Source organism: Perlabentimonas gracilis, from assembly GCF_011174675.1.
GTDB lineage: Bacteria > Bacteroidota > Bacteroidia > Bacteroidales > Tenuifilaceae > Perlabentimonas > Perlabentimonas gracilis.
In genome coordinates, this window is sequence record NZ_JAANIG010000042.1 from 17,377 (window position 1) to 34,330 (window position 16,954).

The 16,954-nt window shown below is 48.3% G+C and carries 10 protein-coding genes; 9 read left to right on the forward strand and 1 reads right to left on the reverse strand.

Going from position 1 to position 16,954, the window contains the following annotated elements:
* Nucleotides 1-12: 12 nt before the first annotated feature.
* Both sov and gcvH read left to right on the forward strand, forming a co-directional pair.
* Nucleotides 13-7,449: a T9SS outer membrane translocon Sov/SprA gene (sov, locus tag G8O23_RS14770; RefSeq protein WP_166366197.1), complete on the forward strand. Its 7,437-nt coding sequence runs from the start codon at nucleotides 13-15 to the stop codon at nucleotides 7,447-7,449.
* A gap of 125 nt (nucleotides 7,450-7,574) precedes the next feature.
* Nucleotides 7,575-7,955: a glycine cleavage system protein GcvH gene (gcvH, locus tag G8O23_RS14775; protein WP_166366199.1), complete on the forward strand. Its 381-nt coding sequence runs from the start codon at nucleotides 7,575-7,577 to the stop codon at nucleotides 7,953-7,955.
* 66 nt (nucleotides 7,956-8,021) lie between these two features.
* Here gcvH and thiL read toward each other — a convergent pair whose 3' ends face one another.
* The gene (gene thiL / locus G8O23_RS14780; protein ID WP_166366201.1) at nucleotides 8,022-9,074 is read right to left on the reverse strand and encodes a thiamine-phosphate kinase; all 1,053 of its coding nucleotides are present in this window, start codon (nucleotides 9,072-9,074) and stop codon (nucleotides 8,022-8,024) included.
* 222 nt (nucleotides 9,075-9,296) lie between these two features.
* Between thiL and G8O23_RS14785 the strand changes: the two genes are divergently transcribed.
* From G8O23_RS14785 to G8O23_RS14815, 7 genes are all read left to right on the forward strand, one after another.
* Nucleotides 9,297-9,638 carry a DUF2185 domain-containing protein gene (locus G8O23_RS14785; RefSeq protein ID WP_166366203.1) on the forward strand — a complete coding sequence of 114 codons (342 nt, stop codon included), beginning with the start codon at nucleotides 9,297-9,299 and terminating at the stop codon, nucleotides 9,636-9,638.
* Between the two features lie 548 nt (nucleotides 9,639-10,186).
* Nucleotides 10,187-11,545: a trigger factor gene (gene tig, locus G8O23_RS14790; RefSeq protein ID WP_166366205.1), complete on the forward strand. Its 1,359-nt coding sequence runs from the start codon at nucleotides 10,187-10,189 to the stop codon at nucleotides 11,543-11,545.
* Nucleotides 11,546-11,699: 154 nt separating this feature from the next.
* The gene (gene clpP / locus G8O23_RS14795; RefSeq protein ID WP_166366207.1) at nucleotides 11,700-12,377 is read left to right on the forward strand and encodes an ATP-dependent Clp endopeptidase proteolytic subunit ClpP; all 678 of its coding nucleotides are present in this window, start codon (nucleotides 11,700-11,702) and stop codon (nucleotides 12,375-12,377) included.
* A 457-nt stretch (nucleotides 12,378-12,834) separates the two neighbouring features.
* The gene (locus G8O23_RS14800) at nucleotides 12,835-13,494 is read left to right on the forward strand and encodes a fibrobacter succinogenes major paralogous domain-containing protein (protein WP_166366209.1); all 660 of its coding nucleotides are present in this window, start codon (nucleotides 12,835-12,837) and stop codon (nucleotides 13,492-13,494) included.
* Between the two features lie 26 nt (nucleotides 13,495-13,520).
* Entirely contained in the window at nucleotides 13,521-14,150 is a 630-nt protein-coding gene (locus G8O23_RS14805) for a hypothetical protein (protein WP_166366211.1), read from the forward strand.
* 111 nt (nucleotides 14,151-14,261) lie between these two features.
* Nucleotides 14,262-14,786: a hypothetical protein gene (locus G8O23_RS14810; protein WP_166366213.1), complete on the forward strand. Its 525-nt coding sequence runs from the start codon at nucleotides 14,262-14,264 to the stop codon at nucleotides 14,784-14,786.
* Nucleotides 14,787-14,803: 17 nt separating this feature from the next.
* A partial coding sequence (locus G8O23_RS14815; protein ID WP_166366215.1) for a hypothetical protein occupies nucleotides 14,804-16,954 on the forward strand: 2,151 nt, incomplete at its 3' end.

Genomic DNA, 16,954 nt, shown 5'->3' on the forward strand with positions numbered 1-16,954 from the left:
CTTCTGTTTACTTTGAAGTACATTGGACCACAAGTGATCTGGAGGGTACTGGCAATTACCCTGTTTCTTCTTATCGGACAAGATTATCTGCTCACGCAAAACAGAGCTTGGGGTGCAAATAATGTTGTTGGTGAGTTAGATTATGCCACAACTTTAGATCTTAACCCCGACACTACCACCCTTCGGTTTCCCATCCCCCGCGATCAAGATCCACAGTCAACCTCCTCGCCGCTATTTATGTCCGACCCTCAGAATATGAAGGTTGAGGTGGAGTACAATGCCCAAACAAAGCTGTACACAGTATACTATAAGGTTGGCGACATAAACGTTAGGCCCCCAAGGGTGATGAGCGAGGAGGAGTATCGCAGCTTTCAGTTTGAGCAATCGATGCGTAGCTACTGGCAGCAGCGGAGGCAAGGCGAAACCGTTGGCCGAGGCTCGGGAATTCTCCCAAGGCTCGAGGTAGGCGGTGAAACCTTCGACAGGATATTTGGTAGCAACGTAATAGAGATTATCCCCCAGGGAACTGCCGAGCTGCTTTTTGGTGTTACCAGCACTCGCACCGACAACCCCACCATTGCCGAGAATTATCGCCAGAATTTCACCTTCGATTTCCAGTCGAAAATCCAAATGAATGTAAACGGTACCGTGGGCGAAAAGCTACGTATGGAAGTGAACTACAATACCGAGGCCACATTCGATTTTGAGAACAACGTTAAGCTTGAGTACACAGGCTTTGAAGACGAGATAATTCAGAAGATTGAAGCGGGTAATGTGTCGCTACCTCTTCCGGGAACCCTCATCACGGGGAGTTCCAGCCTTTTTGGTTTAAAAACCCAGCTTAAGTTTGGGCGGCTAACGGTAACCAGTATCTTCTCGAAGCAGAACAGCGAAACCCAGGTGCTTGAGGTGCGCGGCGGAGCGCAGGCCAAGGAGTTCGAAATTCAGGCCGATGAGTACGAGGCCAACAAGCACTTCTTCCTATCACACTACTTTCGCGATACTTACAACCAGTCGCTACAAAATCTGCCCATTGTTAATAGTGGTATTAATATCACACGTATTGAGGTGTGGGTAACCAACAAGCGGGGTAATTTCGATAACTCTCGCGATGTGGTGGCCTTCCATGACCTAGGCGAGAACTTCCAGAATATGCACGCCAAGGAAACGTTTATGGTTAATGGGGTGGGGCATCCCCGCAACGATATCAATAGCCTTTATGGCGATATGAAAACCACCTATGTTGGCATTCGTAATATTGCCGATGTAAATGCTGTGCTATCGCAAATATCAAACTTTAATGGTGGTGTCGATTACGAGAAGATAGAGAACGCTCGGAAGCTTAATGCGTCGGAGTTCACAGTGAATAACCAGCTGGGATATATATCGGTAAACACCTCGCTAAATACCGATGAGATATTGGCCGTAGCCTACGAGTACACGCTGGGCGGACGAACCTATCAGGTTGGTGAGTTCTCAACCGATGGTGTTACAGCCCCCGATGCGCTCATCCTTAAGCTGCTTAAAGGCACAAACCTATCGCCAAGGTTACCCACCTGGAACCTCATGATGAAGAACATATATTCCATTGGGGCATTCCAAATCGACCGCAAGGAGTTTAACCTAAACATCTTGTACCAAAACGATTTGACGGGTACCGCAGTAAACTACCTGCCCGATGGAAACTCAGCCAATATCCCCTTGCTATCGGTGCTAAATCTCGATAACCTCAACAGCAACCTCGATCCGGGCGCCGATGGTATCTTCGACTTTATTGAGGGGGTAACCATAAACTCAGGTAATGGCCGTATCATATTCCCAGTACTTGAGCCCTTTGGGCGCGACTTGGCGCGAAAAATTGGCGACCCCGACCTGATTGAGCGGTACGTTTATCAGGAGTTGTACGACTCTACTCTTACTAAGGCAAGGCAAGTAGCCGAAAAGAACAAGTTCCGCCTTAGCGGAACATACCAGTCTTCGTCCAGCTCCGAGATTCCCCTCAATGCCATGAACGTGCCCCGAGGCTCGGTGGTTGTTACCGCAGGCGGCATGAAGCTAACCGAGGGAACCGACTTTACCGTGGACTACATCATGGGAACGGTGAAAATTATTAACCCAGGCCTACTGGAGTCGGGCACCCCCATACAAATTTCGCTGGAGAGTCAGGATATGTTCAGCTTCCAAACCAAAACCTTGGTGGGGTCGCATTTCGACTACCGATTTTCCGACAAGTTTAACGTAGGGGCCACGGTGCTTAACCTAACCGAGAGGCCATTCACCCAAAAGGTTAGCTACGGTAACGAGGCCATTAGCAATACTATATGGGGCTTAAACACCTCATACCAAACCGAATCGGGTTTCCTTACCAAGGCGGTGGACTTCCTTCCCTTCATCGAGACCAAGGAGAAATCGACCCTTACCTTCGATGCGGAATTTGCCCATTTCATACCTGGGCACTCAAGGGCAATTGGCAAGGGGGGTACGGTTTACATTGATGATTTTGAGGGAACCAAAACGTCCATCGACCTCCGATCATGGTATTCATGGTCGCTGGCAAGTACGCCCCAACATCAACCCGACATGTTTCCCGAGGGTAATCTAGTAAACGATCTGCAGAATGGATTCAACAGGGCAATGCTTTCATGGTTTACCATCGACCCATTGTTCCTGCGCAACAACTCGCTAACACCGGGACACATTCGCCGCGACCCCAATACCCAAAGCAACCATTTTGTAAGGGAGATTTTCGAGAGAGAAATATTCCCAAACAGGCAAACCCCATCGGGCATTGCCACCAACATCCCCGTGCTAAACCTGGCCTATTACCCCAACGAGCGTGGGCCATACAACTACAACACCAATGGGTTTGACGAGGATGGCTTTTTCACCAATCCACAGGATAAGTGGGCGGGTATAATGCGGTCGCTGCCATCACCCGACTTTGAAACGTCAAACATCGAGTACGTTGAGTTCTGGCTAATGGATCCCTTTGTTTACGACTCATTGCACCATGGGGGCGATTTATATATCAACCTGGGTGAAATTTCGGAGGATGTGCTCCGCGACGGACGGCGTTCCTTTGAGAACGGATTGCCTACCTCGGCTGTGGTTACCAATGTCGATACAACAGCCTGGGGGCGTGTTCCAGCAGTACAGTCGCTGGTAAGCGCTTTCGACACCGATCCCAATGCCCGCAGATTTCAGGATGTGGGTCTCGATGGGTTAGGCGACGACGATGAGGTTCTGTTCTTTAATGATTATCTTGAGCAGCTAAGAACCCAGTACGGAGAGAGTTCTAAAATATACCAAGATGCGCTGAACGACCCCTCAAACGATAACTTTAGGTACTATCGCTCTAGCATTTACGATGCTGCCGAAACGGGAATCCTCGACAGGTACAAGCGCATTAATAACCCCGAGGGAAACTCCCCGGCCTCGGGCCAGCCCACCCCCGATGGAATAATTGAGGACTACCCCACGGCTGGCCAAATTCAGCCCAACGGCGAGGATATCAATAATGATTACACGCTTAACGAGAACGAATCCTACTATCAGTACCGAATTTCGTTAAGGCCACAGGATTTAGAGGTTGGCTACAATTTTATAACCGATAAGGTAACCTATAACGCACGCCTTGAGAATGGTGAACGATCCGAGGTGAACTGGTATCAGTTTAAAGTTCCCATTGATGAGTACGAGAAAGTGGTTGGAAATATTCAAGACTTTAAATCCATTCGCTTCATGCGTATGTTCATGAAGGGCTTTAGGGATACCACCATACTCCGCTTTGCCACCCTGGAGTTGGTTAGGGGCGAATGGCGACGCTACAATAGGGCGCTTATTCAGGGGCAGGAAGGGATGCCTGAGAACGATTTGCCAACAGGAGCTTTTGAGGTTTCGGCCGTAAATATTGAGGAGAACTACACGCGGGTTCCAGTAAACTATGTGCTCCCTCCTGGAGTCGATAGGGTTATAGACCCCACACAACCCCAGATGACAGAGCTAAACGAGCAGGCTATGGAGCTCAAAGTAGTTAATTTGGCCGATGGTGATGCGCGTGCGGTGTTCCGAAACGTGACCCTCGACATAAGGCAGTATCGGCGCATGATGATGGATATCCATGCCGAAGCAATTCCTGAGTATCCCCTCAGAGACGAGGAACTAAATCTATTTGTTAGGCTGGGCACCGATTACAACAACAACTACTACGAGTACGAAATTCCGCTTGTGCTTACACCACCTGGAAGGTATAACAACAATAGTGAAACCGATAGAGAAAGGGTTTGGCCACGCGAGAACCTTTTGGATATTGACCTTGAGCTCTTCCAAACCGTTAAGATGCTTCGTAACGATGAGATGCGGAAGGAGGGCTCAATGATTAGCTACACCACTGTTTATGGTATGTCTGACGGTGACAGGAAGGTTAAAGTGGCAGGAAACCCCAGCCTAAGCAATGTTAGGGTGATAATGATTGGGGTCCGTAATCCGGAGCAGGCCAGAAACAGCAACGATGATGGTTACCCCAAGTCGGGTATAGTGTGGGTAAACGAAATGCGCTTAACACAAGCCGAGAGCAAGGGCGGATGGGCAGCCAACGCTAGAGTCTCGGCCAAGCTGGCCGACTTGGCTATGGTAACCCTAGCAGGTACTACCATTAAGCCTGGCTTTGGATCGATTGAGAAAAAGGTGAACGACCGCAGTATGCATGACTTTTACCAGTACGATCTTAGCTCTACCATTCAAATGGGACGATTTTTCCCCAAGGAGTCAGGGGTAAATATACCGCTGTTCATTGGCTATTCCGAGTCGTTTGCCAACCCAGAGTACAACCCATTAGATCCCGATGTACCCCTTAAAACTGCATTAGAACGCGCCACCAACCCTGCCGAGCGAGACTCCATAAGGCGTGTCTCGCAGGACTACACACGGCGCAAAAGCGTTAACCTTACCAATGTGAGGATAAACAAAGCCGATGGCCCACCTAAGATATACAGCATATCAAACTTTGCAGTAAGCTATGCTTACAACGAGCAGCTTACCCGAAATATTAATACCGAGGAGCGTGTACAGAGGAATGTGAGAGGAGGATTGACCTACACATACAACACCCGCCCAAAAAATGTTGTGCCTCTGCGAAATGTGAAGTGGCTCTCGAGCCCCTACCTCAGAATAATTAGGGATTTCAACTTTAACTATATGCCCAATCAGTTCTCGTTCCGTACCGAGCTGAATAGGACATACTTTGAGCAGCAGCTTCGAAACATAAATGCCCCCGAGATAAGGTTGGTGCCCACCTATTCAAAAGATTTTCATTGGAATAGGGTGTACTCGTTGAACTGGGATATTTCGCAAGCCATTAAGTTCGATTTTAATGCCAATAATCAGGCTCGAATTGACGAGCCCATGGGAATGGTTAGTCGGGAACGCGATCCAATGGGCTATGAGCAATGGCAAGATTCGGTTTGGACCAACCTGAAAAACTTTGGCCGCAATACAAACTACAACCATCAGTTTAACCTGAGCTACAATATCCCCATAAACAAAATACCCCTGTTTAGCTGGATAACTGCATCAACTCGATATACTGGAAGTTACAACTGGCAGGCAGGTCCGTTATTACCAGATACGAGTCGTTTCGATCCGGGTAATACTATACAAAACGCTAGCACTGTTCAGCTTAATACACAGCTAAACTTCACAAATCTCTACAACAAGAGTACCTGGCTGCGAGGGATAAATCAGAAGTTCGATCAGCGGGCAAGGGGGGTGCAGCAGCAACAAACATTTAAAACGGTAACCCATGAGCAAGCCGGGATCAGGCTGCGGGGTGGGTACTTCCGATCCATTGATCACAACTTGAAGACTGAGGATGTGAAGGTAAAAGTGTTCGATGAAGAGGGCAAGGAGGTTCCGTTTGAACTCAACATCCGATCGGATAGGAGAATATCTATTAAGGCCGAGGAGGATATACGAAATGTTAGGGTAGTGGTTGAGGGGCGAGTTCCGGAACGCGAAAACATTCCCCTGCTTCTCTTCCAAGGGACGGTTCGTATGCTGATGGGAATCAAGAATATTTCGGGGGCATACTCGGTAACAACGGGAACCCTGCTGCCGGGCTACAAGCCTTCCACTCAGTACCTTGGTATGCAGGATGTAAATGGTGTTTTTGCTCCGGGCTTTGGTTTTGTGGCAGGCTGGCAAGATCCCGACTTTGCATGGGAGGCCGTTCGCAACAACTGGCTGAGCACCGACACCACGCTGAACTCACCTTTTGTGATGAGCCAAAACCAGAACCTGACCCTTAGGAGTACTGTTGAGCCATTGCCCAACCTACGGATTGAAATATCGGGAATGCGAAGTATGGCATCTAATAGAAACGAGTACTACATCGCCAATTCCAGTGGACAGTTCAATTCCTATAGCCCTATGAATACGGGCAACTTTAGCATCAGCGTAATCACCTTGCGGTCGGCTTTTGAGAAGCTAAGTGAGGATAATAATTACCTAAGCCCAACCTTTTCGGAGTTCCGCGACAGAAGGCTAGGGATAGCGCACCGGTTGGCTAGCCAAAGGGCCGAGGGTGGAATATACAATCCAAATCCTGATAACCTAAGCGAACAGGAGTTCCTGAGCACTTTCCCCGATGGGTATGGCCCCTTGAGTCAGGAAGTACTAATGTATTCGTTCATATCGGCATATACGGGAACACCTGTGGGCACATCAAGCCTAACTGCATTCCCGCTGTTCCCCATGCCCAACTGGCAAATTACCTACGATGGGTTATCGAAAATTAAACCCTTTAACAAGTACCTCCGAACCTTTACCCTAAGGCATAGCTACCGTTCAACCTTTACCATTGGCTCATACGCATCGTACCTTAGCTACGAACCGGGGCAGGATGGCTACAGCTACATTAGGGATGAGGTGAGCAACAACTTTATTCCCGAGTACGAGATTGCAAATATCTCCATCAACGAGCAGTTTAACCCCCTTTTAAGCTTCGATGCCACATGGTTGAGCAGCCTTACCAACAGGCTCGAGGTGCGAAATACCCGCTCACTCGCCATGAGCTTTGCCAATAACCAGCTAAGCGAGATAAATAGCTGGGAGCTAATTGTGGGGAGCGGCTATCGATTCGAGAATCTGCCATTAGTTTTGGGTACAGCAACTGGCGAACAGAGAACCTTACAAAGCGACCTTAGGTTAAATATCGATTTTAGCATCCGAAACAACGAAACCATTCTCCGTAAGCTGGTTGAGGGTACCAATAGCCCCTCGGCAGGGCAAAACATACTAACCATCAAATCGTCTGCCGAGTATGTGGTAAGCCAGCAGGTTACCATTAGGGCATTTTTCGATAGGGTGGTGAACAAACCGGTGGTAGCCCTCTCGTATCCTACCGCCAATACAAGCTTTGGGTTTAGCGTAAGGTTTACAATGACCCAGTAGCAGAGTAAGTAAGCTGTAAAACAGCAATTTTATGATTCTCTAAACTTTTGCTTTTATCAAAAAAGCATGTACTTTTGAAACGCACATTGAAACCTATTTTTCAAAAAAATTAAATACTTGATGCTATGAACATTCCTGCAGAACTTAAGTACACAAAAGATCACGAGTGGGTAAAAATTGAAGGTAACGAGGCTGTTATCGGAATTACTGACTTTGCACAGAGCCAACTGGGTGATGTTGTGTTTATTGAGATTGAAACCGAAGGCGAAGAGCTTGATCATGAGGAGGTATTTGGAACAATCGAAGCGGTTAAAACCGTTTCGGACATGTTTATGCCCGTTGCTGGTAAAGTTATTGCCGTTAACGAGAAGCTAGCCGACACCCCTGAGGTTGTTAACAAAGATCCATATGGTGATGGTTGGATGATTCGCATTGAGATTTCTGACGCATCTCAGCTTGAAGAGTTGCTAACTGCAGAGCAATACAAAGAGATTGCCAACGCTTAGTACGCAGTTGATCGAAATAACAAAAAACGGGCAGATTTTTCTGCCCGTTTTTTGTTGATATCATTGTTACTCCTCATCGGGTTTGGCCAGGGCATTCCAACCTTGGGCTTTTATGCTCACCTCCTCGCCATGGGGTGTTACAAGCATGGCGCCGGCATTGTCTGGCATAATGTGCCCAATTATTGTCACACCTTTCATCTCGGCTATGGTATTGTGAATGGCTATGGGGGCAGTGAAAAGCAATTCGTAATCTTCGCCGCCACTAAGCGCCGCTACTACAGGGTCGATATTCAGCTCGGCGGCCATCTTGTGGGTAATCTGGTCGAGGGGTATTTTATCGATATAAACCCTACAGCCCACCTTTGAGTTTTTGCAGATATGCAGCAGCTCGCTCGATAGCCCATCGGAAACATCAATCATTGATGTGGGCACAACGCCTACTTCATCTAGCATATCAATCAATGGCTTGCGGGGTTCGGGTTTCAGGAATCGCTCTAGAATATAGTCGTACCCCTCAAATTTTGGCTTCATACCGGTATTCCCCTCCAGCACCCTTTTCTCGCGTTCAAGTAGCTGCAGCCCCATGTAGGCCGAGCCCAAATCGCCGGTAACGCAAATCAGGTCGTTCTCCTTGGCCCCACTGCGGTAGCAAATTTTTTCTTTCGATACCTCACCAATTGCGGTAATGCTAATAACCATTCCAGTTAGCGACGAGGAGGTGTCGCCACCAACCAAATCTACCCCAAAGCGCTCGCAGGCCAAGTGTATTCCGCTGTATAGCTCCTCCACATTCTCAAGACTAAAACGTTTCGACAGGCCAATGGATACGGTTATCTGTTTTGGCTGTGCATTCATAGCGTACACATCGCTAAGATTAACCACCACCGCCTTGTATCCAAGGTGTTTTAGCGGGTGGTATGTGAGGTCGAAATGGATTCCCTCGAGCAGCAGATCGGTGGTTACAACTATTTGCTTATCGTTAGCATCAATCACTGCTGCATCATCGCCCACACCCTTTGATGTGCTTTCGTTTTTAATCTTGATATCTTGGGTTAGCCTATCAATTAGCTGAAACTCGCCCAGCTCATACAGCTCGGTTCGCTTTGTGTTATCGCTCATCCTTTGTTATTTTAATTTCGAGCCACAAAGATAGGCCATGTTTTTGGATGCAGAAAAAATTGAGTACATATACTCAATATCTCAATGCGAAGCCAATTGCCATCTGCTTGCAAGCATTTTTAATTTAATTGCGCGTGCACTTTTAAGTGTCGAAACAAATATGTTCCGTACTTTTGCACCATAGGTTAAACCATATCATTATAGCAACATAAATTAAACAATATGGACGAGTTCAAGTACATACTAAAGCCCGAGGACATAAAGCCCCTAATTGAGCAGAAGGGCTACTGTTACGCCTCCGACATGATAACCGTTGATGGGCACAAGGTGGGCTATATGCACCGCGAGGCTCGCGAGGATGAGGACGATAGCGGTTGGCGTTTCTACTCGGGACAGGAAACCGATGAGTATGTTGAGAACGAGCACCACTTCATGATGTTCGACCTTAACTACATTGCCAATATCGATCCAGCCATAATACCTTACCTAAAAATGCGAACGGGTGCAGAGCTCGAGCGCGACGATGATGCCGACACTTTTAGTCAGGTAGAGGAGGGGTGGTAATAATTGCTATTTACTCACGGGGTGACTATCTGCATAGCAAGGCGTCACCCCGTGAGTCTTATTCGTAGAATTGAAGTTTTTGTAAAATTTGTTAACAGCCCAACTAACATTTAAAGATTCTTCGCTTCGCTCAGAATGACAGGAATATGAATTTAGGTGGTGTTGAGGGTCAGCGGACCTCGTATTTTAAAAGTTAGGCTCGCTGACCCCCAACACCACTATATATATCAAAAGTAAACGTCATTCTGAGCGAAGCGAAGAATCTAACCGGTCGGGGGCCGAGAACTCACTATAAGTAATATTCAACTAAATGTAGAACACATCTAAATTGTAAATTTAAACTATTTGTCGGTCGCCAGTAAAAATTTGCATTACCACACCTCGCCTACTCCTGCTGCAAAGCATTGGGAGTTAGCCCCAAAACCTATTTGCATATCATTACAAATATTTCTACCTTTGTGCGCTCAAAGAAAACCCGTAACTGGTACTTTCTTTTTGAAAATCAGTAGAATAAAACAAAATAAATCTTCTTTCAAAAGATTATTCGCATGAACGTAACCCACGCAAATTCCGATGCGCTAAACGCAGTGCTAACCGTAACGGTAGAGCATAAGGATTATGAAGAGAATGTAAAGAAAAGCCTTAAGGATGTTCGCAAGAAAGCCGTAATTAAAGGTTTTAGGCCCGGTATGGCCCCTGCTTCGCTTATCAACAAGATGTATGGCAAGTCGGCCATGGTTGATGAGGTGAACAAGCTGGTATCCGAGAGCATCTCGAGCTACATCACCGAGCAGAAGCTCAACATACTTGGCGAGCCTCTTCCATCGGAGGAGCAGCAGCCCATCGATTGGGATGCCCAGCAGGACTTTGAGTTTAAGTTCGACCTGGCTTTTGCCCCTGAGTTCGAAATTAAGCTGTCGAAGCGCGATAAGGCTCCCTACTACAGCATTAAGGTTGATGAGGAGATGCGTCAGGGCTACATCGAGAATATCTCGGGCCGCTACGGTAGCTACGTAGATGCTGACCAGGCCGATGCCGACAGCTTGCTTAGGGCAACCCTTACCGAGCTCAACGCCGATGAGTCGCCAAAAGAGGAAGGCGTTACCGTTGAGGAGGGAATGATCTCCGTGATGCTAGTTGCCGATGAGGACGAGAAGGCCAAGTTTGCTGGGGCTAAGGCTGGCGATGTAATGGTGGTTGATGTAATCAAGGCATTCCCCAACGAAACCGACAGGGCCGCATTGCTAAAGGTTGATAAGGCTGATTTGGAAAACTTGGAGCCTTTGTTCCAGGCAACCATCACTCAGGTTCAGAAGTACCAGAAGGCCGAGGTGAATCAGGAGCTGTACGACAAGCTATTCGGCGAGGGTGTTGTTAACTCCGAGGAGGAGTTCCACCAAAAGCTCGACGAGAGCATTAAGCATAACCTCAAAGGCGATACTGAACGTAAGTTCTATACCGACGTTCGCGATAAGCTAATCGATAAGTTCAAAATTGACCTACCCAAGGAGTTCCTTGTACGCTGGCTAGTGGCCATCAACGAGGGCAAATTCACTCAGGAGCAGGTTGAGAAGGACTACCCACACTTCGAGAACGACCTTAAGTGGCAGCTAATCCGCGATAAAATTGCCACCGAGCAGGAGTTTAAGGTTGAGAAGGAGGAGCTAGTTGGCATGGCCAAGGGCTACATCATGAACCAGATGATGCAGTACGGTATGGGTCAGCTTCCCGACGAGTTTATCGAGAAGTACGCCAACGAGCTAATTGAAAAGCCAGAGGAGCGCCGTAAGATGGCCGAGCAGGTTATTGAGGGCAAGGTGATGGATTGGCTGAAAGAAACCATAAAGCTCGACGAGAAAGAGATTAGTTTCGATGAGTTTAAAAAGATGATGGAAAGCAAAAAGTAAGATATAAAGCGGGAGTTTTGCTCCCGCTTTTTTTATTCGAAACCATATAGCAAACCTTTGCTTCAAATTCCTGTTACTCTTATTCGGATTAAAAAAAGATTAATATCTTTATCGTCAAAATTAAAAGAGTAGTAATTGTAAATCGATATCACCTATGAATAGAAAACCCAGCGAGTTTCAAAAATATGCTACCAAGCACAAGGGCATTAGCAGCCTTAGTATGCATCGTTACCAGTCGCTGCATAGCAGCTATATTAACCCAACCATTATCGAGGAGCGTCAGCTAAACATTGCTCAAATGGACGTTTTCTCTCGCCTTATGATGGATCGTATCATTTTTCTTGGGGTACCCATAACCGACGATGTGGCCAATATCATTCAGGCGCAGCTGCTGTTCCTGGAGTCCAACGATCCCACCAAGGATATACAGATTTACCTTAACTCCCCCGGCGGCTCGGTGTATGCAGGCCTAGGTATTTACGATACCATGCAGTACATCAGCTCCGATGTGGCCACTATTTGCACAGGCATAGCCGCATCCATGGGTGCCGTGCTGCTTTGCGCTGGAACCAGCGGCAAGCGCTCTGCGCTCCCACACTCAAGGGTTATGATTCACCAACCCATGGGCGGTGCCGAGGGGCAAGCTTCGGATATTGAGATTACCACACGCCAAATTCTTTCCCTTCGCAAGGAGCTGTACGATATCATTGCGCAACACTCCGGCAAACCATTCGAAAAGGTTGAGAAGGATTCTGACCGCGACTACTGGATGACCGCCACCGAGGCCAAGGAGTACGGTATGATTGACCAAGTGCTTAAGAAAAACGAGTAAGCATTACTTTAACCGAATATTTCAACGGGGTGCTCCAACGGCACCCCGTTTTTTGTTGGGCACCTAGTCAGGGTTTGACTCCAAGTCAAGCCCTGACTAACATAATAATCCTGCACTACTGTCCAACCAGTTGTTTTAAGCCGTATTATGCACATTAAATAGGTATTGTTGTGCGTAATGGTTTTATGTGTTTATCATATAAAGACGTATCAATATTACAATAAATTACAAAAAATACTCACAAAACTTGGTGGATTCGTTTTTTTTTTTTCTAACTTGCCCTTCAAAGCAACGCTAACAAAGACAAAATCTTATGATGATGCCGACACGAAATGCCGTTCTCCTCGCGGGCCTGGTATTGCTGATCCTGCAGCTGGCCAGCTGCCGCAGGGACGACCCCCCGCCCCGCCCGGGGCAAACCACAGCCGTATTCAACCCCAACCTCACCTACGGTACGATGACTGACATTGATGGCAACGAGTACCGCACCATAGGGATAGGCAATCAGGTTTGGATGGCCGAGAACCTGCGGGTGACCCATTACCGCAACGGCGATCCCATTCCACACATACCGCTATCGGCTGGCCAAGGGATTTTCCACCTCCAGACCCAGGGCGTTTACTGCGCCTACGACGACACCACCCACCCCGACAGCATCACCACCTACGGGCTGCTGTACAACGGCTACGCCGTGGTGGATGAGCGGGGCCTCTGCCCCGATGGCTGGCGCGTGCCCAGCGATGAGGATTGGACAGCCCTGGTTACCCACCTGGACAATGGCGACAACGCCTTTGACCCCAATGGCACAGGGACTAACGGTGTGGTTGGAGGGCGGATGAAGGAGGTTGGCTACAGGCACTGGAACGCGCCCAACCCCGCCGATAACAGCAGCGGGTTCACAGCGCTCCCTTCCGGGAATAGGTATGGGGACATCTACTACTATAAAAACGAGAGAGCCCTTTTCTGGACATCCACAGAGTACTACGTAGATACCATCCCTGACATTAAAGGGAAGATCCTTTGGATGCGTGGAATTGGCAGCCTGTTCCCATCTATTGGTCGACAGGCTTATCCCAAGGATGCAGGGAAATGCGTCCGCTGCATCCGCAACGACTAACCGTTAAACCCTAAAATATGATTGCTATGAACAAGAAATTGAACGGCGCAGTGCTTTTACTGTGCATGGCGCTCGGAGCTACAGCTCAGGATCTGACCATCACGATCCCCAAGACCGATTCAACCGCCTACAGGTGCTACCCCGTGAAGGCCAACACGGCCTTTGGCCTGCGATCGCAGATCGCCTGCAACGCCAACGGCCCTTTCAGCGTCAACATTGACCGGGATATGTCGTTCGGCTCGCTGGGGAGCTGGGTAAGCATTTCTTACAACAACAACCCCATAACCATCAGCACCGGGGAAACGGCCATCTTCGACCTGGCGGTTCGGCCCCCAGCGGGGACAACTGATTATGAATATGATATGCCTGTAAACATAAAGGCCTACAAGAACGGCAGCTCCGTTTCGGGCTTCGCCCCGGCACAGTTCGTGGTCATTGTTGACAACACCCCGCCCACCGACATCGCGCTGTCCAAGCGCTCCGCCAGTAGCCAGTCGGTTACGCTGAACTTTGACGCTTTCGACGTAATGTCGAAGAAATACACAGATGTAAATCCCGACGTGGGGTGCAAGGGCATCAAGCAGTTCACCCTCGCCCTGAAGGATCAGGAGCATGGTATTGCTGGCCCTGCAGCTGGCCAGCTGCCGCAGGGATGACCCCACAGTTCTATGCCCTTTAATGGAACGCTAACCGATAGCAGCTACACCAAATAAAACAACTCAAAATATGCTTACATTTGCTAACAAAAACACCAAACAAAAGAAACCATGAAACCACAAAAACTTTACATCCCGTTGCTAGCCATACTGCTAGCCCTTTGCCTAACAGGCTGCGAGAAGAATAACCCCTTTGCCCCCGGCACTGAGCTGCCCCCCGAAACCACCACTGGCGCCAACACCTTTGGATGCCTTGTGAATGGTAAGGTGTGGCGAAACGGTGGGTATTTTAACCCCGCCGAAAGCCTTAACATACCTGAGATGACCGAATCTCGGTTGCAAATTGCAGCATCAAGAAGCGTAATTGATACTTTGTCAAGTATAGGTATTTATATTTTTACTTCAAATATTAGTATAGGGCAATACCTATGCGATTCACTAAACATAAATATTAAATTTAGTATAGGTTATGAGGGTACAAACTGTAGATATAAGTTTGCGCAAGAAGGCTACATAGAAATCACCCGATACGATTTGGAGAATAGAATAGTTTCGGGGCGGTTCAATGCAATACTTAAAATGGATAACTGCAACGACATTGAAATAACCGAAGGAAGATTTGATTTAAAAATGTAAAAAGAAACAAAGAAATTATGATACGAAATAGATTAATGCAAGTAATTGCAACGGCGCTACTAGTGCTATGCCTTGGGGGTAATTCCCAAGCCCAAACCATTAACGAGCAGCTCGATTTCCTGTTTGCTCCGCTCAATAAGAGCCGTATTACCACGGGTATGCTGCTGGAGCGCGGGCTGTTCCCGCACAGCCCCATGCCCTTCAATGGAACGCTAACCGATAGCAGCTACACCTCGCCACTACTACAAAGGTCGCTCTACGTTGGGCTGCACTCCTCTGTGGTTTCATCGGCGGTTAGCATGGCTAGCCCCGAGGAGTTCTACGGCAATCTTAGCACCGCCAGCACTAGCGGGGTGGTGCTATCGATGCTTCACTACAACATGAACCGCATTAAGGAGAATGCTTTAACCACTGGGCTGCTCAGCTACCACAACGGTCAGCTTCACGATGTTCCCGGTAGCGCAACCCCCTATCAGCCCTTTACCCTTTTTGCCGTTGCGCCGGTAAACGCCGAGGCGTGGGGAACCACCGTAACCTTTACCCTAAACTCCCTGCTACGAATGACCAACAGCACAGCCCCCATTTCGCAGCTACAGATTGACCCCGGCGATGGCGGGGGCTACCGCACCATTGCCTTCAACACCCCGCTATCCGTTACCTACCCCACGGCGGGACAAAAGGTGGTAAGGGTGGCCCTAACCCCAAGCGGTGGGCAAACGCTCCGTAGCCACTTTAGGTTAACGGTTCACCCCACCGCGCAGCCACCGCAACCATCGCCCTACGATGTTAGCGATGATGCCATCACATTTGAACCTGTTACTGGGGTTCACTCCGGCGGGGTGGTGTTTGTGAAGTACTCCACCAGCAACCCTTCCCAAACCCTTAGGAAACCCCTAATAGTTGCCGAGGGGATTGACCCGTCGAGCGTACTATCCTTTATCCCAAACTATTCGTTTGACTATTTTATTGATAAACTAGATTATGTGAATTTAGGTGGAGGAATAAGTTTTTACGATGCACTTTTAAGCGAATACGACATTGTATTCCTCGACTACACCAACGGGGTTGACGATATTTTCCGCAACGCCCGGCTACTAGAGCAGGTAATAGAGTGGGCAAACGCCCAAAAGGCCAACGTGCCCGATGCCCAGCCCAACGTGGTGCTAGGGGTTAGCATGGGCGGGTTGGTATCGCGAGTGGCGCTTAGGCGCATGGAGGTGGAGGGCAAAAGCCACGATACACGCCTCTACATTTCGCTCGACAGCCCCCACAAGGGGGCCAACGTACCAGCCGCCTATCAGGCCTTGGCATGGACCATTAACAGCTACCTTAGCTTTATTGACCCTAGCCTTTCGCATTTTCTCTTTGCCCCTGCAACAAAGCAAATGCTTAAGTATTACCCCGATCCTGCCAATAAAACATTCACCAGTTCCCACCATAACGCTTTTATGGCTCAGTACGATGCGCTAGGTTTCCCAACCACCACCCGTAATGTGGCCATAGCCAACGGCTCAAATGCTGGCACAAGCATATTTAACCCCTACTCTACTTTAATAGATGCTGAGCATACGGTTGGTAAATATACGTTCTTTGTTAAGGGGTATGCAATGCCAAACAAGCAGAATAGGATAGTTTATACCGCAGACTTAGAGTATAAAGTGGGAATTGGATCAATAGGAACAATCAGAACAGAAGGTTGGCAAACCTATCGGTCAACCAGTTCGCACTTGCCCTTCGATGGTGCTCCCGGAGGTTACTACCCATTGTCGTGGGTTGGTGGGTTGCCCGATGAGTTTGACAGCTATGTCAACTACAGCAATTTCTCTTTTATACCCATAGCAAGTGCCTTGGGGGTTAGCTCAAGTAATCCTTTCGAGGTAATTGCTAATCAAAATTTAATTGGAGTAGGAAGAACATCGTTTGCTGCATATTATTCCCAAGCATCAAACCAAAGCCATACCCAACTGACACCCCAAAATGCAAGGTTTATACTACACGAACTTGCTGGCACAAATTTGTGTACCCCCATTAGCGGTGTTTCCATCTCGGGCTCCACCACCGTGTGTAATACCAACACCACCTTTACCCTCAGCAACGTGCCGGCGGGCAGCACGGTGAGCTGGACCCGCAGCAGCAACCTGGCCTACGTGAGCGGGCAGGGCACAGGA